The sequence below is a fragment of the Thiolinea disciformis DSM 14473 genome, assembly GCF_000371925.1.
GTDB classification, from domain to species: domain Bacteria; phylum Pseudomonadota; class Gammaproteobacteria; order Thiotrichales; family Thiotrichaceae; genus Thiolinea; species Thiolinea disciformis.
Window position 1 is genome coordinate 1 of record NZ_AQVE01000017.1, and the last position, 21866, is coordinate 21866.

The 21866-nt window shown below is 44.3% G+C and carries 28 protein-coding genes; 12 read left to right on the plus strand and 16 right to left on the minus strand.

The annotated features are described in order from the left end of the window. A partial coding sequence (locus A3IE_RS23420) for an IS1/IS1595 family N-terminal zinc-binding domain-containing protein (protein ID WP_020396010.1) occupies positions 1–165 on the minus strand: 165 nt, incomplete at its 3' end. Between the two features lie 65 nt (positions 166–230). Then, positions 231–950 (minus strand): hypothetical protein, encoded by a 720-nt coding sequence (locus A3IE_RS0112785; RefSeq protein ID WP_020396011.1) that lies wholly within the window; start codon positions 948–950, stop codon positions 231–233. Between the two features lie 534 nt (positions 951–1484). Between A3IE_RS0112785 and A3IE_RS0112790 the strand changes: the two genes are divergently transcribed. The 3 genes from A3IE_RS0112790 to A3IE_RS0112800 are packed head-to-tail and all read left to right on the plus strand — an operon-like array spanning position 1485 to position 3861. Further along, positions 1485–1769, plus strand: coding sequence for a hypothetical protein (locus A3IE_RS0112790; protein ID WP_020396012.1), 285 nt, complete (start codon positions 1485–1487; stop codon positions 1767–1769). Further along, positions 1766–3046, plus strand: coding sequence for an adenosylmethionine--8-amino-7-oxononanoate transaminase (bioA, locus tag A3IE_RS0112795; protein ID WP_020396013.1), 1281 nt, complete (start codon positions 1766–1768; stop codon positions 3044–3046). The genes A3IE_RS0112790 and bioA overlap by 4 nt, the downstream gene beginning before the upstream one ends. 8 nt (positions 3047–3054) lie before the next feature. Continuing rightward, positions 3055–3861, plus strand: a complete 807-nt coding sequence (locus A3IE_RS0112800) for a sulfite exporter TauE/SafE family protein (protein ID WP_020396014.1) — start codon at positions 3055–3057, stop codon at positions 3859–3861. A gap of 1 nt (position 3862) precedes the next feature. Here A3IE_RS0112800 and A3IE_RS0112805 read toward each other — a convergent pair whose 3' ends face one another. Next, positions 3863–4180, minus strand: a complete 318-nt coding sequence (locus A3IE_RS0112805) for a non-heme iron oxygenase ferredoxin subunit (RefSeq protein ID WP_110721481.1) — start codon at positions 4178–4180, stop codon at positions 3863–3865. Here A3IE_RS0112805 and A3IE_RS0112810 point away from each other — a divergent pair. Continuing rightward, on the plus strand, positions 4179–5036 hold the full coding sequence (locus A3IE_RS0112810) for an SDR family oxidoreductase (protein ID WP_020396016.1): 858 nt from the start codon (positions 4179–4181) through the stop codon (positions 5034–5036). The genes A3IE_RS0112805 and A3IE_RS0112810 overlap by 2 nt on opposite strands. Here A3IE_RS0112810 and sctO read toward each other — a convergent pair. The 10 genes from sctO to sctQ all read right to left on the minus strand — a co-directional run bounded on the left by sctO (position 5033) and on the right by sctQ (position 13754). Further along, entirely contained in the window at positions 5033–5482 is a 450-nt protein-coding gene (gene sctO, locus A3IE_RS0112815; protein WP_020396017.1) for a type III secretion system stalk subunit SctO, read from the minus strand. The two genes, A3IE_RS0112810 and sctO, sit on opposite strands and share 4 nt — an antisense overlap. Then, a complete protein-coding gene (sctN, locus tag A3IE_RS0112820; RefSeq protein ID WP_020396018.1) occupies positions 5479–6810 on the minus strand; it encodes a type III secretion system ATPase SctN in 1332 nt (443 codons plus the stop codon). The genes sctO and sctN overlap by 4 nt, the downstream gene beginning before the upstream one ends. 2 nt (positions 6811–6812) lie before the next feature. Continuing rightward, on the minus strand, positions 6813–8936 hold the full coding sequence (gene sctV / locus A3IE_RS0112825) for a type III secretion system export apparatus subunit SctV (RefSeq protein ID WP_020396019.1): 2124 nt from the start codon (positions 8934–8936) through the stop codon (positions 6813–6815). 22 nt (positions 8937–8958) lie between these two features. Further along, positions 8959–9285 carry an STAS domain-containing protein gene (locus A3IE_RS0112830; protein WP_020396020.1) on the minus strand — a complete coding sequence of 109 codons (327 nt, stop codon included), beginning with the start codon at positions 9283–9285 and terminating at the stop codon, positions 8959–8961. Then, on the minus strand, positions 9282–9830 hold the full coding sequence (locus A3IE_RS0112835; protein ID WP_020396021.1) for an NfeD family protein: 549 nt from the start codon (positions 9828–9830) through the stop codon (positions 9282–9284). Before A3IE_RS0112835 ends, A3IE_RS0112830 begins: the two co-directional genes overlap by 4 nt. 88 nt (positions 9831–9918) lie before the next feature. Then, the gene (locus A3IE_RS0112840; protein WP_020396022.1) at positions 9919–10965 is read right to left on the minus strand and encodes an EscU/YscU/HrcU family type III secretion system export apparatus switch protein; all 1047 of its coding nucleotides are present in this window, start codon (positions 10963–10965) and stop codon (positions 9919–9921) included. Further along, positions 10952–11746, minus strand: coding sequence for a type III secretion system export apparatus subunit SctT (gene sctT / locus A3IE_RS0112845; protein ID WP_020396023.1), 795 nt, complete (start codon positions 11744–11746; stop codon positions 10952–10954). Before sctT ends, A3IE_RS0112840 begins: the two co-directional genes overlap by 14 nt. Then, complete coding sequence (sctS, locus tag A3IE_RS0112850; RefSeq protein ID WP_020396024.1) at positions 11746–12018, minus strand: type III secretion system export apparatus subunit SctS; 273 nt, start codon at positions 12016–12018, stop codon at positions 11746–11748. The genes sctT and sctS overlap by 1 nt, the downstream gene beginning before the upstream one ends. Further along, positions 12018–12674, minus strand: a complete 657-nt coding sequence (gene sctR, locus A3IE_RS0112855; RefSeq protein WP_026154925.1) for a type III secretion system export apparatus subunit SctR — start codon at positions 12672–12674, stop codon at positions 12018–12020. Before sctR ends, sctS begins: the two co-directional genes overlap by 1 nt. A gap of 6 nt (positions 12675–12680) precedes the next feature. Continuing rightward, on the minus strand, positions 12681–13754 hold the full coding sequence (gene sctQ / locus A3IE_RS0112860) for a type III secretion system cytoplasmic ring protein SctQ (protein WP_020396026.1): 1074 nt from the start codon (positions 13752–13754) through the stop codon (positions 12681–12683). A gap of 454 nt (positions 13755–14208) precedes the next feature. Here sctQ and A3IE_RS0112870 point away from each other — a divergent pair, with 454 nt between their 5' ends. The 8 genes from A3IE_RS0112870 to A3IE_RS0112905 all read left to right on the plus strand — a co-directional run bounded on the left by A3IE_RS0112870 (position 14209) and on the right by A3IE_RS0112905 (position 19069). After that, positions 14209–14859, plus strand: coding sequence for a DUF4124 domain-containing protein (locus tag A3IE_RS0112870; protein WP_245539198.1), 651 nt, complete (start codon positions 14209–14211; stop codon positions 14857–14859). 59 nt (positions 14860–14918) lie between these two features. Then, positions 14919–16262 (plus strand): type III secretion system inner membrane ring subunit SctD, encoded by a 1344-nt coding sequence (sctD, locus tag A3IE_RS0112875; protein ID WP_020396029.1) that lies wholly within the window; start codon positions 14919–14921, stop codon positions 16260–16262. Continuing rightward, the gene (locus A3IE_RS0112880; protein ID WP_020396030.1) at positions 16262–16471 is read left to right on the plus strand and encodes an EscE/YscE/SsaE family type III secretion system needle protein co-chaperone; all 210 of its coding nucleotides are present in this window, start codon (positions 16262–16264) and stop codon (positions 16469–16471) included. The genes sctD and A3IE_RS0112880 overlap by 1 nt, the downstream gene beginning before the upstream one ends. 105 nt (positions 16472–16576) lie before the next feature. Next, entirely contained in the window at positions 16577–16801 is a 225-nt protein-coding gene (locus tag A3IE_RS0112885; protein WP_020396031.1) for a hypothetical protein, read from the plus strand. Positions 16802–16908: 107 nt separating this feature from the next. Then, complete coding sequence (locus A3IE_RS0112890) at positions 16909–17286, plus strand: tetratricopeptide repeat protein (protein WP_020396032.1); 378 nt, start codon at positions 16909–16911, stop codon at positions 17284–17286. A 62-nt stretch (positions 17287–17348) separates the two neighbouring features. Beyond that, positions 17349–17915, plus strand: coding sequence for a hypothetical protein (locus A3IE_RS0112895; protein ID WP_020396033.1), 567 nt, complete (start codon positions 17349–17351; stop codon positions 17913–17915). Between the two features lie 42 nt (positions 17916–17957). After that, positions 17958–18557, plus strand: a complete 600-nt coding sequence (gene sctJ, locus A3IE_RS0112900; RefSeq protein WP_026154926.1) for a type III secretion system inner membrane ring lipoprotein SctJ — start codon at positions 17958–17960, stop codon at positions 18555–18557. Continuing rightward, on the plus strand, positions 18557–19069 hold the full coding sequence (locus A3IE_RS0112905) for a GNAT family N-acetyltransferase (RefSeq protein WP_020396035.1): 513 nt from the start codon (positions 18557–18559) through the stop codon (positions 19067–19069). The genes sctJ and A3IE_RS0112905 overlap by 1 nt, the downstream gene beginning before the upstream one ends. Here the strand turns inward: A3IE_RS0112905 and A3IE_RS0112910 are convergent. Genes A3IE_RS0112910 through hemH form a run of 3 tightly spaced genes read right to left on the minus strand, consistent with a single transcriptional unit; the run spans position 19051 to position 21863 of the window. Then, on the minus strand, positions 19051–19986 hold the full coding sequence (locus A3IE_RS0112910) for a lysophospholipid acyltransferase family protein (RefSeq protein WP_020396036.1): 936 nt from the start codon (positions 19984–19986) through the stop codon (positions 19051–19053). The genes A3IE_RS0112905 and A3IE_RS0112910 overlap by 19 nt on opposite strands. A gap of 3 nt (positions 19987–19989) precedes the next feature. After that, complete coding sequence (locus A3IE_RS0112915; protein ID WP_020396037.1) at positions 19990–20751, minus strand: competence/damage-inducible protein A; 762 nt, start codon at positions 20749–20751, stop codon at positions 19990–19992. Further along, positions 20748–21863, minus strand: coding sequence for a ferrochelatase (hemH, locus tag A3IE_RS0112920; protein WP_020396038.1), 1116 nt, complete (start codon positions 21861–21863; stop codon positions 20748–20750). Before hemH ends, A3IE_RS0112915 begins: the two co-directional genes overlap by 4 nt. Positions 21864–21866: the final 3 nt, after the last annotated feature.

Below are 21866 nucleotides of genomic sequence, written 5' to 3' on the forward strand. Positions count from 1 at the left end.
AATTTTTTCGGGAATACCGTCGCGGTTGCCCACATTATGATAGTAAAGTTGAAAACTACGTTGGCAATCACGGCAGCGGTAACGCGGTTCACCACTACGCGCATAGCCGTGTTTGTAAATCGATGCACTTTGACAGTAGCGGCAGTCGACTGGTACGGTGGCCATACACACCTCTTCCTCAGATCAAATGCCTTTAACGATAAAGCTCCATCAAAGCGTTTTCAACTCCCTTAAATCACGACCAAATAATTGTCAGCTACATATTTAGCTCTAAGAAATGGAAGATCCAAGTTGGTGTAATTATCACCAATTATTTTATAAAGCTTAATGTTTTTGGCATTAATTATATATTCTTCATTAAACCTATCAGCTGAATGATAGTAAAAAATATCCCGATAATCATATTTTTCATCAATCTTTTCTCTCCATTCCGTTCTTGATTTGTCGGCATAGCCTTTTACATATAAATGAAGTTCATTAACTTTATTGCCAAGGTTATTTGCTATTTCCAATGTTACTTTTGATATTTTATAAAATGAATTATCAGAATTTGTCATTTCAACTATTTGCGAACCAGGAACTCCCTTATTGATATTCTTAATAATACCACACATTTCATTTAATTTGACTTTATCAGCTAAAAAGTCGGCTTCAGTATTTCTAGTGTATTTTTTCTCTAAAAATGGCTGATTAAGTAAAATATTATCATCTTTTATTCTTAATAGGTAATTTTTGCATGTTTTGCCTTCAATCTGTATAAAATTATCGTTAATTTTAACAATTTCTACATATTCACTTTTTTTGCTTATTTCAGCAATTGTTGAGTCAATCCATATAATTTCGTTTTTATTTTTAAAGGAAAAAACAATAAATGATACAAGCGCAATACTTAATAATATAACGCCTGTCCTAAAAAGTAACGAAATCGTCGCTGTTAATTTTTTTAGCAAAAGTAATTACCTTGATGTGAAACCTAATAAATTAATTAGAAGGAATATCGGTATAATATATTATTCCAGCCCCATCTAGTCTGGGATTGACATAGCAAAAAACTTCATCAGTTAGCAACACGTATGGTCAGTAATCATACGACATAGCACCCAGAATCCACAAACAGTTATTCGCAAGAGCGCTGGAACAACTATGAATTTTTTCTTATAAACATCTAATAGCGATTGACCCGCACAGGTTGCTTACTATAAGCGACGCTTTATTATCGTGACTGTCTTTATACAAAGTCTAATGTGACAAGCCTAATCAGTGGTTCGAAAAAATTTCTGGAATAGTATGTGCTGCGAATCAATCCATATTTAACAAATTATCCAGAGCTTGAACTAAGGGCTGTCTGAAAAAAGTTAGCCGAGAGTCTTATCTAACACCTTAGCAACTCCTCTTAATCCTAAAAGTTATACAGATTTGATGGCAATTGCTAAGCGCTGGGCATTGCGCGACCATAACGTTTTTCGTTATTTATCGAGAAGCTTATGGTGCAGTTTCTAGCCTTTATCACCTTGCTGGTCGTGTTTTATACGATTTATCGTGGCGCTCTGCTGCTACTCCAAACGAATACAAACCAAGGCTATTGGCGCATCGCTTATGTGGTGTCAGGATTTTGGTTGTTGTTGCCCATTCTTATTATGTGGGCGCAGATGGACTGGCAGTTTAGCGCCATTGATAGTGATGCTTGGATTGCGTGGATTCTTTTCGCGCTTGTGCCGAATGTGGTTTTTTGGGCGTTGATTTGGATTTTGCGTGGGTTTCGCTCATGACTTGGACAACACAAGAGTGGTTGGCTTTTGATCGTGAACACCTGTGGCATCCTTACACCTCGATGCTCAATCCTTTACCTTGCTATCCGATGGTTTCTGCCCAAGGTGTGTGCTTAAAGCTAGCAGATGGGCGTGAGTTAGTTGATGGTACGGGTTCATGGTGGTGTGCGATTCATGGCTACAATCATCCCCGTTTGAATCAGGCTCTGCACGAACAAAGTGCGAAAATGAGTCATGTGATGTTTGGCGGGGTGGCGCACGAACCGGCTGCGAAACTGGCTAAGTACTTGGTCGATTTAACCCCCGAGCCATTGCAGCATGTTTTTCTGGCGGATTCAGGTTCAATTTCGGTTGAAGTAGCCATCAAAATGGCACTGCAATATTGGGTATCGCAGGGGCAGCCACAACGGAAGCGCTTGCTCACCATTCGCGGAGGCTATCACGGTGATACCTTTGCGTGTATGAGCGTATGTGATCCTGTGAATGGGATGCACCACCTTTTCCAAGGCATATTGCCTCAGCACCTATTTGCACCGCGCCCCAAAACGCGTTTTCATGAAGCATGGAATCCCGAAGATATTAGCGAGTTTCGCCGTTTACTCGACACCCACCAGACGGAAATCGCAGCAGTTATTGTAGAACCGATTGTGCAGGGGGCGGGCGGCATGTGGTTTTACTCGCCCCAGTATTTACGCGAGGTGCGTAAACTCTGCGATGAATACAATATTTTGTTAATTTTCGATGAAATTGCGACTGGCTTTGGCCGCACTGGAAAGCTGTTTGCCACCCATCACGGCGATGTTTGCCCTGATATTATGTGCTTGGGCAAAGCACTGACGGGTGGTTATATGACCTTGGCAGTTACGCTTGCAACCCAAAAAGTGGCTTATGGCATTTCACAAGGCCAAGCGCCTATGTTAATGCACGGCCCCACGTTTATGGGCAATCCGCTGGCCTGTGCGGTGGCCTGTGCCAGTATTGAAACTTTGCTGGCATCTGCTTGGCAGGAACGGGTTAAAGGCCTTGAGCGAATCATGCGGGAGGAATTAATGCCTGCCCGTGATTATCCCAAAGTGGCTGATGTACGTGTGTTGGGGGCGATTGGTGTCCTTGAGTTACATGAGGCAGTCAATATGGCCGCTGTACAAGCGCAGTTGGTGGATTTAGGTGTTTGGATTCGCCCGTTTGGAAAATTGGTTTATATTACGCCCGCCTATGTCATGGATGAAGCTGACTTACGGCATTTAACAACCGCAATGAAACAAGTTTGTCAGTGAGGTAATGTATGGCGTGGGAGTGGGTATTAGCCTATTTGGCACTGGGTGGCGTAGTGGGCTTGATGGCTGGCTTATTTGGCATTGGTGGTGGCGCGATTATGGTGCCAGTATTTACAACCTTTTTCTCGTTGCAGCATTTTCCGGAGCAACATCGCCTACACATGGCGCTCGCCACCTCAATGGCGGCGATTATTCCAACCTCTATCGCCAGCCTACGCGCCCACAATAAACGCGGTGCGGTGCGCTGGGATATTGTAAAAAAGATTACACTGGGTGTATTGGTGGGTACGTTTGGCTCCGCATTGATTGCGGGTTTTATTCCTACTTTGCCCTTGGCTATTTTCTTCTGTGTTTTCATGGCCTATGTTGCCTTGCAAATGTGGCTTAATGTCAAACCACAACCCACGCGTCAATTGCCCAATCAAGCAGGAATGACCCTAGCCGGATTGATTATTGGTGCAGTATCTGCTTTGGTGGCTATTGGCGGCGGTTCCTTGTCGGTGCCCTTTATGACTTGGTGCAATGTAAAAATGCAGGAAGCGATTGCGACTTCCTCCGCGATTGGATTACCGATTGCAGTGGCTGGTACTTTAGGGCATGTGATTAGCGGTTGGACTGTGCAGGGTTTACCGGCTTATACCATTGGGTTTGTCTTCTTGCCCGCCATGATTGTAGTGTCGAGTGTCAGTGTATTTACGGCTCCCATGGGCGCTAAATTAGCGCATACTTTGCCTGTGCCTACCTTAAAGAAATTATTCGCCTTAGTATTGATTGGCTTGGCGGCGAAGATGCTACACACCCTGTTGACCCAGTAATTTAAAGCTCGAGCAGGATGCGTTCTTGCTCGATGGTTACTTTATAAGTTTTCAACGCAATTTCAGCAGGTTCGTGTGTCGGCGCTCCTGTTTTCACATTAAAGCGCCCGCCGTGCAAAGAGCAATGAATTTCCTCACCTTTTAAGCAACCTAAATATAGGGAAGCATCTTCGTGCGTACATTGATCATCTACTGCAAAAATGGCACCAGCCACATTACATAATAACACCGCTTGACCATTGGCTAAGCGAATACGTTTAGTTTTACCAAGAGGAATTTCTTTTATACTAGCAACATCAATCATGGGAGATGGACTCATGGGACGATTATGGATTATGGGCTGCGGCGATATTGGGCGACGCGTCGCTGGTTTATATCAAATGCAAGCGCGTCAAGCTACCGGCTGGGTACGCTCTGCGGAATCTCTCCAATTGGGTAGCGTGCAGGGTATTGAAATGCGTCGCGGTGATTTGGACTCCGGTAGCTTTTTTCCACGTGCTGCTTTTGAGGGGGCGGATATTTTCTGGTTTGCCCCACCGCCGAGCACAGGCTTCATGGATACACGTTTGCGTCGCTTTTTACTAGCAATCCAGAAAGCGCCGAGGCGGATTGTCTTAATTAGCACTACAGGGGTTTATGGCGATTGCCAAGGTCGTTGGATTGATGAGTCTGAACCTTTAAAGCCAGATAATGAACGTTCCAAGCGTCGCTTAGATGCGGAAAAGGCTCTGCAAGAGTGGGGAGATAAATACGAGGGGCAATGGATTATTCTACGGGTGCCCGGCATCTATGCCTTGGATCGTTTGCCACTAGCGCGCATTAAACGGGGTGAGCCTGTCATTAAAGCTGAACAAGCCCCTTGGACGAATAGAATCCACGCCGATGATTTAGCGCAGATTGCCAAAGTCGCGATGGAAAGTGCTCCAGCGAACCGTATTTATAACGCTACCGATGGTCAACCTTCGACTATGACGGATTATTTTAATCAGATTGCCGATTACGCAGGCTTGCCGCGTCCGCCGCAGATTAGTTTAGAACAAGCGCCCCGAGTTTTAAGCACAGGAATGCTCTCCTACTTACAAGAGTCGCGGCGTATCCGTAATGACAAACTGTTAAACGAGTTGAAAATTCAGTTGCTGTATCCCAGCCTCAAAGAGGCTTTAACCGTTTTTTAGTTATCTTTGGGATCGAGGTTCATCTCTTTATTTAAAGCGACTTTGCGTGTGCTAGTGTGCTGAATATCGACAATGGCTTTAGTTTTTTCGTTTTTCATCGCAAGCGCATTCGCGGCTTTTTTGGCTTCAACAAATTGCTGCATCGCTTGTTCAACCATCTTTTGAGCCAGCGGCACTTTGGCTTGCAATTGCTCTTCTTGCACCGAAAGATGAGCAATTTTTTGGCGATATTCTTGCATCGCCTGTAGGCCCGAAGCTTGACTAATCAACTCTTGGAATAAGGAATCTTGTTGGCTTAAACGCCATAAATGGAAATCCTCTAATGCTTTGCGTGCAGTAGTAAGCGATTTTTCAGCGGCTTCGACAGCTTCCTTTTTTATTTGTACTTCGGTCAGTTGTTTCTCTAAACGGCGTTCACGTATTTTTTGTAATTGATCCAAACTCATGGCAGAAATCCGGCAATGCGCGTTAATTGCGCGACAGTCTCCTCAAAGGAAGAATGCTCATCCGGTTTTTGTTTAAGAAAGGCACGGATGGCTTCTATCTTTTCGAGTGCTTCATCCGCCTCGGGATCAGCACCGCGTTGATATTCGCCAACTCGTACAAGGAACTCAATCTCTTTATGTTTAGCGAGCAGTTTGCGTATATGAGCGGCTGCACGACTATGCCCAGGTGAGGCGAGACGTTGCATTAAACGGCTCAAGCTTCCCAAGGGGTCAATCGCTGGGTAATGGTTTGCCGAAGCGAGGTCGCGTGACAAAATAATATGACCATCCAACAAGGAGCGAACCTCGTCGCCGACCGGATCCGACATATCGTCGCCTTCGATCAGCACGGTATAAAGCGCGGTAATGGAACCTTGCTCACCGCAACCTGCACGTTCAACTAGCTTAGGCAACTCCGAAAATACCGAAGGGGGGTAACCACGGCGAGCGGGTGCTTCACCCGCCGCTAAACCTATCTCCCGCTGGGCACGTGCAAAGCGCGTTAAAGAATCCATTAATAATAAGACTTTTTTACCTTGGTCGCGGAAGAATTCCGACACGGCTGTGGCGACATAAGCTGCTTTTAAACGCTCAATCGGTGGACGATCAGAAGTTGCAATCACTAAGACACTGCGCGACATTGCCTCAGCACCCAGTGATTCCTCGATGAATTCGCGAACTTCCCGTCCCCGTTCGCCGATTAGGGCAATCACGTAAACATCCACATCTGCGTGTTTAACTAACATACTGAGCAGCGAACTTTTACCAACACCCGCACCCGCGAAAATTCCAATACGCTGCCCTACGCCGCAAGTATTAAGGCCATCTAAACTGCGAATTCCTAAGGATAAGGGCAGGTGGACTAATTGGCGAGTGAGTGGGTCCGGTGGACTGGCATAAACGGGATAATAATCTTGGATATTAATATGTTCTTTGCCGCCGGCACTTTGAATACGACCGATGCCGTCTAACACACAACCGCATAGATCATCACCGACACCGACGCGTAAGACTTCGCCGGTTGCTGTAACTTGCGTATGTACCGACACACCTTGCATGTCTCCGATGGGAGCAAGCAGCGCGATATTTTGATCGAAACCGATGACTTCGGCAGGAATGGGGGCTTCGTCACTGCTATTTTTCAGCATACACAATTCGCCAAGGCGCACCTTGGGAATAATAGCGCGAACGACCGTGCCAGTAACTTGAACAATCCGCCCGTGTAGTACAAGTGGAATCGTGCTTTTTAAGGCGGCCCGAAGTCGTGCTGGAATATATTCCAAGGACATAATTAACCTCGTGGCGGCAATAAGCGAATTTCACCGACAGGCTGTACCGATACTTGTGGTGTCAATTCTTGTAGCGACATAACCGGTAAGTCGGGAAACTCAATCATTAAATGTGAGCGTAAGAAGCGGCGTAATTCAAAGCTAGTTAACACGACTGGCTGAGACGACCCTTCGGGTAAACGGGGTTGTACAGTCTGATTCAAGTTATGCAGGCTTTGCGAAAAGACGTGGGCCACTTCGGGTGCTAGGGCTAAATGCACACCTGCAGGGGTTTGACGAATGCTGCTTTGAATCAGCTTTTCACTTTCTGGATCAAGCATATAAACCGGCAAGACACCTGTGCCATTAGTATAGCTATATGATAATTGACGTTTTAGAGCAATACGCACGCGTTCGGTAAGCAGTCCATTATCTTTTTCGGTTTCACCAAACTCTACCAATGTGCCTAGAATTTGGCGCATATCTCGAATCGAAATTCCATCATTTAAAAGGCGGCGCAGAATATCGACTAAACGCGTATTGGGCACGGAGCGCTGAGCTTCACGGACTAAAGTGGCGTAACCGGAGTTTTCCAATTTTCCTAATAAACCGTGTACTTCTTGTACACCAATAAAATCAGCGGCTTGGCGATGTAATACATAAGCCACATGCCTTGTTAACACTTGTATGGGAGTTAGGTTTTCAGTGCCTTGCTTCAATGCAGGCATTCCGCCTTGTTTGGCGGCTAATGCCGTGTTGGCACTAGGGTCTGCTGGATTAAGGGGGGCAGCTTGTGCCGCAGTCGTTTGTGGGGTAACGGCTTTATTCAAACCCAGTTGCCCCATTGCCACAGGGATACCATGAATCGAAATATTATAAGTATCCGGTGGCAATCGGTTCGATAAGGCTACACTAATCCCCTCAACCGTAACCCCTAGGTCTTTATAGAAATCTTGGCGAGCTTGAACAAAGCTTTGATTGAGCTCCGTTAACGAAATAGAAGCTTTGGCATTATCTGGAATCTCTACCAAAACAGGGGCCAGTGGCTTGGTTTCATGGGCAAGTAAATCGGCGAAATTACTGGAGCTGCCGCCACCAGCACCACCACCTTCAAGGATTCCATCGACTGTTTGACCAATCACGGTAGCTTCTTCAGCATCGCCATAGTCGAAGCGATTTTGTACTTGCTTCAAGGCATAGCCGGTGAAGCCTAGTAAAGCCCCTAAGAATAAAAAGACAGGGGTGGGAAAGCCAGGGATAAATCCCATTAAACTAATGACTACTGCTGCGACTAGCAGGGCTTTAGGTTGGCCGAGGATTTGACTACCAATATCCTCACCCATATTACTTTTATCGTCAACGGTAACGCGCGAAACGATAATACCGCAGGTAACGGAGATGAAAAGTGCAGGGATTTGGTTTACCAAACCATCACCGATAGTCAAAATAGTGTAAATATGAGCGGCCTCACCCATCGGTAATCCACGTTGGAAAGTACCAATCGCAATGCCACCCAGAATATTCACAATAATAATAATAAGCCCTGCAATCGCATCGCCTTTTACGAACTTCATGGCGCCATCCATGGAGCCGAACAATTGGCTTTCTTTTTCCAAATTGGAGCGACGCATACGAGCATCCGCCAAGCTAATTAAGCCAGCACGCATATCACTGTCGATACTCATTTGCTTACCAGGCATGGCGTCTAAGGAGAAGCGTGCACTGACCTCCGCGATACGCTCAGAACCTTTAGTAATAACGATAAATTGTACGATGGTGATGATTAAGAATACGACGATCCCTACCACCATATTGCCCCCAACGACGAACTCACCGAAGGTTTGAATAATTTCACCGCCATTCGCTTCACTCAAAATCACCCGCGTTGTCGAAATACTTAAAGCTAGACGGAAGAGGGTGGTTAATAAGAGTACGGAGGGAAAAGACGAGAAAGCTAAGGGCGAGGGCATATAGACGCCCATCATAAGCATAATAATTGCTAAACCCATATTCAGTGCGATCAAGCTATCGATCACAATTAAGGGTAGCGGCAAGATCATCATGAAGATAATGAACACCAACAAAATAGCAATGGCTATATCACTACGTTGGGTAATTTTCTGTAATAAACTGTTTTGAGTGGCCATGACGGACTCCGAACTTGATCAATTAACGGTAGAGTGCCGACAGTTCAGTAGGATCTTCTGCCAACGTAACATAGTGAAATGTGCCACTGAGCCGCAAAAGGCTAATCATTTCTGGTTTAACCTGACGCAGAATGGGCTTAGTGCCAAAATGCTCATAAAGTCCCAATAATAAGCGCGAACCTGCCGTGGTCATGTAGCTGACTTGGCGCATATCGAAAATAACAGGGGGGCGCAATTTATCGACGAGGCTAACGATATTTCGCGCCAAATCATGATCAAATGGCCCTTGCAACGTTATAACTGATTGATTGCCTTGTTTTGTTAATTTAATACTGGTGTCCGACCTCATCTAAGCGCCCTCACGGAGGATGCTACCGGCATAACATAGAGCGTTTTAGCATCGAGTGTGACGATTTTAACTTCTCGTCCCAGCTCGCAATCTGGCCCTGATATATGCCAATCACGCCCATCAAGCACGATTTCCCCACGTCCATCAACGATAGGCTGGTTGAGTGTGATAATTTGGCCGACCAGATGTTGTTGCTCAATATTGCCAAACAAGCTTTTGAGGGTAGCCGGTAGTTCTAAGACGATAGGCGCTAAAAACACTAAGGCTATGGCTAATGGAAATTGCCAGAACCAGAAGTTATCTGGATTAAATAACATCATCAGCGCTGTCACGCCCATGCTAATGCCTGCCCATTTAGGCCAGTGTGCTTGGAGACTGCGCTTATACTTTGAAATTAGGCTGTCGGATTGACGAGCCTGTTCGGTTTGACGGAATAGAAAATATTGGAAACGCGCGCGTAGTTCACCACTACGAATACGCTCAAGCACATTATCCAACATGCCTTTAAAACCCTTAGGTTGTTGCTGATTTGCTTCCATCATCATAATTTTGCCATTACTTATTTGAGCTATAGTCGGCGAGCGTTATGCGTATCTAGGTTTTGTTATAACGCCTTGAGTTGTAACGTGAGCATTATCGTTTATTTGTATTACGCATGGCTTGTGCTACCCGATCAATGGTTATCTCTGGTATGTATAGATCGAGTTTACCGTGTTCGATGAGGTCGCTAACTAAGCGCGCATCACTGACAATAGGTACTTTCTCCATTTGGGCTATTTCTACCATCTTCCGTGCCATGGCTTCTTTGCCTATGGCGGCAATAATCGGCAATGGAGTAACGCCTTGTTCATAATGCAAGGCAATGGCTTGGCCTATATCAATGAGTAAAATTTTGGCGGTTTTAATTTTGCTTTGAATATCATTTTCGGCAATCTCGCGCCGAATACCTTGACGTGCACCACGCACATGTGGATCGCCAAACATTTCTTTCATTTCGCGCTTGACCTCTTCTTTGGTCATTTTTTGTTCTTTGGTGAACTGCGCTTTTTGGACGAGGTAATCCATGATGGCAATGACAATGACGATCGGTAAAATGATCATCATCAACTTACTAAGTAAGTCTTTATAAATGTTAAATTGGCATTCGACATTGCACTGACTCAAGTCATGTTGCAATTCCGCCATGCCCCAGCGAATGACAAAAAATAGCGCGATCCCTGTCACAATGGTTTTGACTAAGGATAGACTGGTATTGACCAATTGTTTAACAGCGAAAATCCGTTTGGCGCCCGCCGCAGGATTCACTTTTTCCATATTGGGTTTAACAGGATCTAGGGAAAAAAGTACACCGAATTGCACGATATTGCCTAAGATAGCCATAATGGCTAATAAGGCGACGAAGGGGAGCATAATAGTGGCTACGCCGACTTGCAGCATGATTTTGATGCTAGCGCTGAGCGCGACTTTGAAGTCCATGGTGTAAAGCTGGGTGATGAGGGTGAACATCTCAATCAGTTTGCCGATTAACCAATCACCCATAACCCAAAAATATAAAGCAGCGGTAAGCATAATAACCGCAGCAGGAAGGTCTTGGCTTTTGGCGACTTGCCCCTTTTTCTTCGCATCCTGAAGTTTCTTGGGGGTCGCGTCTTCGGTTTTTTCGCCGCTATCGCCGCTCATGGAGTAGAGTATCCAACAAGTGCAGTTGAGTTCCAAAACCTACAAAGCTTTCGCGTAGATAGTTGGCGATGACGCTAATGTAGATCACTAAAATTAAAAATACTAAAGCGGATTTAATCGGCATCGCGGCGGTAAAGATATTCATTTGAGGCAGATAACGCCCTACTAAGCCTAAGCCAAAATCAATTAAAAACATGATGCCAAGAAAAGGGCCGGAAATCAGTAATGTCGCATATAGCAGTAAATCCAATTGCTTGAGAATTACTTTTAAGGCCTCTGGATTAAAAGTCGGGATAAACTCATTAATCGGCCATAGTTTGTAACTTTGCATGAGTACTTCAAGTAGCATTAAAAAGCCGCCGCTGACGAATAAGATAGCAACGGCTAATTGACCAAAGAGGTTAGCCAGTGGTGAGGCCATGCCGCTTAAAGGCGCTGAGTAAAATAGTGCACTCATGGCACCCCGTTGCATGTCCATCACAAAGCCTGCACCACGCAAAGCCCAAAAGGGCAAGCTCATCATATACCCTAACATCAGGCCGAGTATGGCTTCTTTGCTGACTAGAAATGCAATATAGGGAAAGTTTAGGGTGACATCTTTTACTTGTCCGTGCGTGAGCGGCACAATACACATTGCAACGGTTATCATGACACCATTGCGGATCATGGCAGGAAAGATGCGCTGCGCAAACATCGGTAGTACTGTAAAAGCGACTAAAATACGCGGCGATGTTAGAAACAGCGCTAAGTACCAAGTTTGAAAGTCGCCGATAATATCCATTATTGTGCGTTCGACGTGGCGACTTGGTCGAAAATGCTCACCGTATATTTATAGAGCTCAGGCCCCATCCAACTCACTGTTAAGGCGAGTGCTGCAATAACGGCCACCATCTTAAAACCGTGCGGCAAGGTTTGTTCCTGAATAGAGGTCAACGCCTGTATCAAACCAATGACTAAGCCAACAATGGTGGCGGCAAGAATGGCAGGCATAGACATATACAACACTAGCTGTACAGCTTGGGTGGTGAAATGTAATAAGTTTGTTTCATTCATTAGCCATAACTCATTAATAAGCCATGTAAGAGACGTGACCAACCATCCACTAATACAAATAAAAGTAACTTAACCGGCAAGGCTATCCCCATGGGTGAAACCATCATCATCCCCAGTGACATCAAGATATTCGATACGATTAAGTCGATAATCACGAAAGGTAGATAAATCAAAAAGCCAATCTGAAATGCAGTCGTTAGTTCACTGATGAGGAAGGCGGGAATCAGTACCAATAAATGACGATCATTCACGTCTCTAGCGTATTTTTCTGGCCAAAGTTTTTTGGTAGTGTCAATAAAAAAATCACGTTCAGCTTGTGAAGAGTGTAAGGCAAGAAAGTCTTGTAAGGGTTTGGCGCTGTTAGATACCGCATCGACAAATGCTGGATTTTTTATGTCGGTTAGCTCGACGCCATAAGACTCGAAGTTTTTATACATCTCCATCCCAATGGGCGCCATGATGTAAATAGTCAGAATAATCGCGATACCACTAATCGCCATATTCGGTGGTTCTTGTTGTAAACCCAAGGCACTACGCGTTAATTGCATTACCACCACTAATTTGACGAAAGAGCTGGTCAGAATAGCAATGAAAGGAGCAAGTCCTAATAGGCTCATCAGCCCCATCAGGAGTATTGGATTTGGATAGGACTCCATGTGACCTCAACTCGTTCTTGAGCGTGTACCGAATAAACTTAAAATGCGCACACCAATGCGCCCACTGACATCCACCAGTTCACCTGTGCCAATTAACTTGTTCTGGGCGCGGATTTGCACAACCTCAGGTAATGCTTGTGGTAAATCAATCACATAGCCAGGGCGTAATTGTTTAACCTCGTTAAACGACAAGCCTTTTTGTCCCAAGTCAAAAGATAGCTGTACAGGTATTTGATTGATTTGATTGATATTCTGCTTATTTTCTTGGTCAGCCATATTAATCCAGTCCGTTGTTATAGTCAGATTACGATTCGGTTCGGTTGCCAAGCGTGCATGGCAATATAAATGTGGACTAAAGCGCAGGCGTAATTCACCTTCCGTATGAAACGCCGTTTCATCCACTAAAATGACATCGGATACCGCTAAGTTATTGATGTCTTGGATCGGGACATAGCTGGCACCGATTTCTAAAAAGGTCTCGGTTTCAAGCTGTTGCCAAGCTTCATTTGAATCACTCGGCCATAAGCGCATACGCTCTTGTAATAAAGGGTAGAGCTTCTCTTCCAACATTAATAAGCCGCTTAGTAAACGCGTATTATCAGGGCGTGGATCTTGTAAAGGGCGTTCGGTCAGTTCGAAGGTCAGCGGTAAGGTATATAAGCGATTATTGAGCTCCGCTGATAAGGACTGTACGCGAATTTTTACCCCTAAAGTCGCTTCGGCTATATTTAATAAGGGGTCTAACGCATTTTCAGTTAAGGCAATTCCCAGGTTTTCAGGTAAACGCGTTAACATGCCTTCTGGAATAAATGTACGAATATGATCAACTAAAGGCCAATCCGATAGCCATAAGCCAGCCGTTGAATCGCCAAGCCCCAAGGTCATGGAGATCGGATAAATTAAGGGTTGTTGTGCATGAGCTCCGGGCAATAATTGGAAGTGCATCACCTTGGTGTCAGCTACAGGAAAGGCTATCGCTTGCGTTTTATTAACCAGTAAATTATTGAAACGCACCGCTGCTGCTGACCACACAGGCGGATGATAGGGTTTAAGTTGTATCCGGCGACGATCATCGTTCATTGGTTATTTTTCTTATTCTCTAATGGACGCGCCCAACAGTTAGCGGCACACAACACAGCCCAGTTGCCACCCAAGGGTTATTACTCGTAAATGTTTTATCTAAACATTATTTATAAATGAATTTTATAGACTCTCTCAAGCTGGTGCAAGTGACCAAGTCTATGCTAGTGATAGCTTAAGGGTTTCAAGCCGACTGCTTGCTTAAGCTCACACACTAATTGAATAAGATTATTTTTAGCTAAGCTAAAGGACTATTCCGATAAGCGGCTGTGTTTGGCTGATGGAGAAATTAGAGTTGGTAAGGTGGAGCGCGTATATTCGAAATAGTTAAGACTTAAACAGCAAAACTGCGGCTACTCAGGTTTTTTAGCGCGTTCATCAACGCCTATGTCGACGTATAATTGGTGTTTATGAAATCATTAACTCAATAAATAATTCTTCGGTTGAAATGACCATGTTGAAACGAATCATACTACCGTTGTTACTGGTAGTGTCACCCATCAGTAGCGCTGCACCCTTAATGTGGGAGTCGAAAAATTACTCTCACTTTTCGGATCAAGAGCCACTGTCCGATATGTTGCAAACTCTAGCAGCGGTAGAGCATACCCCTGTAGTGGTTAGCCCGAAGATTAAAGAAGTTGTAAGTTTACATTATAAAAAACGTGCGCCTATCGACATCTTTAAAGAACTCGCCAAAACCTATGGTTTAATATGGTTCTTTGATGGCGAAACTTTATATATCTATAAAGAAACGGAAGCGCAACGTGGTTCAGTTAGTTTGAAAAAAATGTCGCCTGATGAGTTTACCGCAGCCCTAAAGCGCTTGAAAATGCTAGACGAACAATATCATTGGGAAGTGTCCGCTGTGGATAATGTTATCTACTTTACTGGCCCAGAACGTTTCGTCAGTTCGGTACTAGAGATGGCCAAAATGATGGATGACAAAGACAACAAAGGTCGTACCCAAGTTTATAAATGGGTCGATGGCAAAGGTCACGTCAATTACAGCAACGAACGTCCTGTGGATGTAGTCGATTCGAAAAAAGATGTAAGCACGAAAGATCGTTTTCCTGGTTTTGATGTTGTGGACATCATTAACCGCTAGATCCGGAATCTGGTGTGGATTCAGGTAGCAACTAATATTAACTAAAAGCACATGCAACCATGACGACTCAGCATACGCCGTATTTATTAAAGGTGGTAAGTGGCAGTAACTCTGGGGCTTTAGTCCGCCTCAAAGTGGGTGAACTGGTCATTGGCCGCTCCATGGCTAGCGATATTATTCTTCATGATGAAGGTATCGCGGATCTGCATGCCAAGCTAAAAGTTAACGAGGATCTGATTATCCTTGAGGCACTAGCTGAACCTATTCAAATTGATGGCAGGCCGATGACGACTAAAGAGGTCGCGCTTAAACCTTATGAAGCAGTTACCTTAGGTGGAAGTGTTGAATTTTTCATTGCGGATGTGCGTAAACCAGGTGGGCGGCGTGCGGATGGCCCTTACCCAGAAACAGGTCCAGCTATTACACCGGCGGAACGTGCTAGTCTTAATGCAGGCACTTTAAGTCGTGATAAAGCAGCACAACAGCGTGCGAAAGCCAAAAAAAGTGGCAGTGCTGGTGGAAAAGTTTGGTTTTTATTAGGTTTGGGTTTATTGGTTGTAGCGAATTTACTGTTTTTTAAGCCTTTTATCGGAAACTTTGCAGAGAAAATAGGTCTGCGTGAGACTAATCAGCAAAGAGCAGAGAGTGTGTTAGATACCTTGAAAACAGAGGGATTAACCGTAACACGTGAGCGCGATGGACGCGCAGTGATTAGTGGTTATGTCGATAGTCGAGCCCAAAAAACCGATTTAATGAATCAAGCGATGAAAGCTGGCGAAGATATCAATTATCGCATCTGGGTGCGACAAGATTTGGTGGATGGCGCGGAGCGTGTTGCACGTGCCTTGGGTCAGCCGGATTTACATTTCAAAAGTATTGAGCAAGGTAAGTTAGCGGCCAATGGTTATGTGAGCAGCGAAGAAGATTGGGCGCGGATTAAAACGAATATTATGCGTGATGTTAGTGGTATTCAGGCTATTGATGATATTGCGGTACAAACGCTTATAAAACGTAAAGATGCACTGGTGCAGTTTGTCGATAAAAAGGGGCTGTCCAGCCGCGTTAAAGTTACTATAGATCGTGACCGTATTAGAGTCGACGGTGAACTAACTCAAGCTGAGCTAGCAAACTGGTCTACTATTTATCAAGAATTTGTTGCGGAATACGGTGTAGGCCCAGCAATGATTGAAAATCTCCAAGATGCTCGTTCACGTATTAAATTGGCGATTAGAAGTGTGAGTGTGGGAGAAACTCCCTTCTTAGTATCCAAAGATGGTAAGAAGTATATGGAAGGTTCTAGTTTAGGTAATGATTATTTTATAAAGAAAATTACACCAGACCAGATACTACTTACAAATAATGGTATTGAAATATCTATTCCTTATGGTGCAGAGAGTAACTAATGATTTTACAAATAGAAGAAAACCTTAGAAACGATGTTTCAGGTATATATAAAAATGAACTTTTAGAAAAGTTTAGTCAAGTTGCTTCACAAGTGCGGGCTGAGTTAAACCAAGGTGTGGATCCAGTGCAATATGAGAAGCTAAACAAATTTCTGTATGCGCTCGAGGCCGGTTCTGAAGTAGTTGAATTGGTTTGGGCAAATAAGTAGTACCAGTTAGGTAGCAAACGCACTGCCTTTCATGGTGTTAAAAAGAATCCCTGCGTTTGGTGCCATGCATCGGGATTTATAAGCTTAATTAGGAGATTCAATAAAATGTCAGCAGCAATCGATTCAGGTTCAAGTTCATTATCAAGCAATATGGCAGATGCTTCAGCAAGAATGCAACAAATGCAATCACAAGCGCTTGAGCAGCAACAACAATTAGTCCAAATGAACCAACAGTTCTCTATGGACAGTGCTGTAATGGAGATGGAAGCCTCTATCACCAATAAAATGAAGAGTATCATTCAGACTATTTCACGTAATATGTCTCAGTAATGACACTAAATTATGGCGCTTGGTCGTGAGACTAAGTGCCATATCAGTTGGCACTATGTTTAGGCATAGTGCCATTATTCCTTAATAAATTTAATAAAGTGAAAATAATGGAAGTAACAACTGAAATTCTACAACTTCTGTCTGAAGTCGGTTATATCGCTTGCTTTAAGGGTGATCCAATTCGTTCACAAGTTATTATGGAAGGTGTTGATGCGATTGCACGTGAACAATCCTCTGTGAAAATGGGTGTGGCGGTTGCCAAAATGTATGCAGGTGATGTTCCAGGTGCGATCGATATTTTCCGCAATCAAGTCTTAGCGAAAGAGCCGAATCACATGAGTGCTAAGTGCTTTTTAGGCATTGCCCTAACCTTAACGGGTGAGCAAGATGAAGCGCGGAAGTTATTTGAAGAAGTGTCACAGCATGGCAATGCTGATGAAAAAGGTATTGCAGATTTCTACTTGTCCAATGAAGCAGCCGCGTAAGCGCTAATTGAAACGGCTGAATTCTGTAAGTAGTACACAGTATAGATGACGAGGGTACTGATATGATGGATCCTACTGCGTTAGGTAGTGTCAAACCACCAAGTGTGGACACACAAGTCTTTCCTCAACCGCTACCAGATGTAAAGCAGTCTGATTCGACTCGTTTCCAAGATTTAGTGACTGGTATTGGGAATATGTCGTCGTCTCAAGCTTCTATGCGTGATCAACCTGTTTTACAACGTATGGATAGCGTGCAATCAGGTAATGAGCTTGGCTTAGTGGATTCACTGGTTGATAAAGCTTCTAGTATCGATAAGTCTTATCAGTCGATTTTGAGTCAATTGCATAACCGTCCCTCTTTTAATGAGTACTTAGAAACTTATCGAGGTGGTGAAGGTTCAAATTTGCGTACTTATCCGAGTGTTTCGAGTAGCCATAATTTTGGGGCTAATTTCAAAGAAACTGTGGAAAAAATGCAGATTAGAAACGATGCCGCCTTAGATTATCAGCGTGATATGACCGCCTGGGGGATGAACTTCCAAATGTGGACTTCAGGCGTTGAGCTCATTGGTTCGATTGTCTCGCAAGTTTCTAAAGGTTTTCAGACCCTATTCCGTGCTAGTGGTTAATACGTGAACTAGGATCTTTTCAATAGAAGGCTAGGTTATACAATGATAAAAATAAAACTACCACTCCTCGGTATGCTATTACTTTGTACGGCATTACTGAGTGGTTGTAAAACAGAACTTTATAGTGGGTTAGACGAGCAAGACGCCAACAGTATGTTGGCGATTATGCTAGATAATGGTATTTCGGCTGAGAAAATTGCCAACAAAAAAGACAGTACTTATGTACTTCATGTCGACGAGGGCAAAGTTTCTAAGGCCGTTAGTTTATTACGTGAATATGGTTATCCACGCGAAAAAGTCGCGTCAATGGGTGAAATGTTCAAAAAAGATGGCATTGTTTCTTCTCCTATGGAAGAGCGTGCACGTTTTATTTATGCACTCTCACAAAGTGTACAAGAAACGTTAAGTCAAATTGATGGCGTGTTGATTGCGCGGGTGCATGTCGTAGTCCCAGATAATGGCCCTGCTAAAACCGTTCTGCAACCTTCCTCTGCTTCGGTTTTTATTAAATACAATCCTACTTATGATTTAGAAAGTATGAAGTCTGAAATTAAGTTGATTGTGGAAAAAAGTATTGAAGGCTTAACCTACGACAAAGTGTCTGTAGTTATGGTTCCATCACAAATGGGTCGTGCTAATTGATGCGCGGCTTATTCCCCAAAACGACTCAGTATAATCCGGCAGTACGCGCTTATCGTGCTACGGATTTTCCTGCAGTTGCTGAAGTTTATGCTTTGGCGCGCCCGCTTGAATTTCAAAATGAAGCGACTGACTTAAAGCTATTGCCTTTGAGCGAGGATCCAGAGGTTCTTGAGCGTTTTCACAGAAATCGCTTATTGGTTTTTGAACAGCAGGGTATCATCAAGGGTTTTGCTGGTTACGAAAAGGACTATATCGGTTGGCTTTATGTGCATCCAGCTTACCAAGGTCAGAAAATAGGGCGTACTTTATTGCAGATTTTATTCAAACAAATGTCTGTGCCACAAGTACGCTTATCACTGGTTAATTCGAATCATACGGCTAAAAAATTGTATAAATCTTTAGGATTCGTTGAGCTAGAAACCTTTCCTTTTGAAATGCAAGGACAAGTGATTGAAGGCGTTAGAATGGCGCGGATAACCGTGCAGGAAAACACTTATTTGAAGCGCGGATAAGGATTTTGTTCCCCTTGCGGACGGGTGCGAAGTAGTTTTAAAGTCCACAAATATTGAGTTGGAGCAGATTGAATGAGGCGCTCAAATCCACGATTCAGTTGTGCGGCATCTTGCTCAACAGCCAGCATCCCGAAATTTTCTAAACGCTCGCCTAGTTTTACGTGATATTTCCCTCGTTTCTGATCAAAAAAAGCCATAATCGGATAGGCATAAGCCTGTCCTAGTTTGGCAATGCGCGCAGGACTGGTTAAGGTCGCCTTGCTTGTGGCGAAGAAGGGCGCAAATACCGAGTTTTTCACACCATGATCTTGATCCGGTAGGAAAAACAAAATACGTCCGGGTTGTAGAGCTCGAATTAATTTCAGTAGGCCTTCGTCGCGTGCGACTACAAACTCAACATCTTTCAAACGACTTCGCTCAATCAGATAGTCAAAGACTGGATTAGCAAAAGGTTTGTAAGAGCCATAAACAGAAAAGCGCTGCCCAATGGCCAAGGGTGCAAATTCTAGCCAAACCGAATGCCCTAAGAGGAGCATTAAATTATGCTGGGCATCGATTTCAGCTTGGATTTTGTCTAAGCCTTCTACTTCAATTTGCTCCAAAAGCCATGAGCGCGAACGAAAAAAAAGCACACTATAATCGACCATTGCGCAAGCATATTGCTGCAACATGTCGCGAATAAACGGTTCTCGTGCAGCCCCACTAAGCTCAGGAAAGCAGAGCTTGAGATTGGTTTCAATGACTGAGCGGCGTTTGGGATTGTGCTTATAAATCAGTTTACCCAATTGCTGGCCTAGAGCGTGGCGGGCACGCCAAGGTAGGAAAGCAATAAAAAGCAGAGGTAATAAACTTAACCAACTTAGCCAATAACGCGGGTGTAATAGTTTGGTCGGAAAAGCTAATGTGGCTTGCGCCATGAATTAAAGCGCCTGATTGACACGCGTACAATCAACTTTTTCAGCCTGCATACGTTTTTCAAACCAGTCCGCCGCCGCACTAACGGCTTTGCGTTTGCCTTTTAGGCCGAAGTCGATTTGGAAGCGGTTTTCAGTGCTCGGTAGGCTAGACAAACGCACATCTGGAAAGGTTTTTAGTAACTCTTCCATCATAGGGATCAATTCACTTTCGGGTGTATGCTGTAAAATCCAACGTTGATCAATACCTAAGTCTGTGTCGTAACAATGACTATAAAAGGTATCCAGCGACCATTCGACCATGGGTAAAGCCATATTCGGGAAACCGGGCACACAGTGATGATGATAAATCTTAAAGCCTGCTATTTGATTAATAGGATTTGGAATTAATACCGCGCCATCGGGTAATTCAGCCATGCGAATCCGGTTGGGATAGGCTTCTGCACCAAAACGCTTTTCTAAAATAGCGGTGAGTTGCGGATGACGATATAAGTTTAGGCCTAGCGCTTCGGTAATGCACTGACGCGTTAAGTCATCTGGGGTCGCGCCAATTCCACCAAAACTGAATACAATTTCGTCTGTCTTCAAGGTATTACGAAAGGTTTCTACCAATAATTGGTAATCGTCACCGACCATGCGGACCCAGCTTAGCGAGAGACCTCGCGGGCGCAGTAAGGCAATCACATTAGCTAAATGTTTATCTTGGCGCGATCCATTTAAGAGTTCATCACCAATCAGAATAAGCCCGACATTTCCACTGGTTTTCATTGTTTAGCCCCTTGCGCTTTTGCCCGTCGCTGCGTGAGTTCAGCTTGTTTTTCAATCGATAGACTCGACCAATCCGCCGAGGTTTCCGGCCAGCCTTGCGTATGTTGCTGAATAAGATCCGCTAATACTTGGATGTGGCGCGTGTCTGCATTTAAAGCCGGAATATAATGATAAGTTTGACCACCTGCTTTTAGGAAGTGCTCACGGTTTTCGTGTTGAATCTCTTCTAAGGTTTCCAAGCAATCCGCTGCAAAACCCGGACAAATAATATCAACGGATTTGACGCCTTGTTTGGCTAAGTCTGTGAGTGTGTCACTGGTATAAGGCTTCAGCCATTCGGCTTTCCCAAAGCGCGATTGAAAGGTGACACGATAATCCTTGTCACGTAAACCTAGGTTTTCCGCCAATAAGCGTGCGGTTTTCTGGCATTCGCAATAATAAGGATCACCGAGTTCATGATTGCGTTTAGGGATTCCGTGAAAGGAAATAACCAAGATTTCTTGGCGCATCTGCGCTAGCCAATAATCGCGCACGCTCTGCGCTAACGCATCAATATAGCCACTATGATCGTGATAGTGTTGCACTACGCGCAATTCAGGCTGCCAGCGCCAACGCTTTAATTCATCGGAAACCGCATCCATCACACTGGCGGTAGTGGAGGCGCTATATTGCGGATACAGTGGCAGGACTAATAAGCGCCGCGCATTTTCAGCCTTGAGTTTGCGTAAGCCATCACGAATCGACGGATTACCATAACGCATGGCAAGCTCCACTTTAATCGGACCTTGAAAGCGTAGCTCGAGGGTTTTTTGTAAAGCGCGTTGTTGTTGTTGTGAAATGACTAACAAAGGAGAGCCTTGCTCAGTCCAGATCGAGGCGTATTTTTTGGCACTTTCTGGCGGGCGTTTGGTTAAAATCGCTCCATATAGAATGGGATACCACACTAAACGCGGAATCTCTACCACCCTCGGATCAGACAAAAATTCGCGCAAATAGCGGCGTAATGCTGGCGCAATAGCTTGGTCTGGTGTACCTAAATTGACTAATAAAATGCCGGTACACGCAGCTTTGCCGTGAAAATAATCCTTTTCATTCACAAATCGACTGAGCATTCA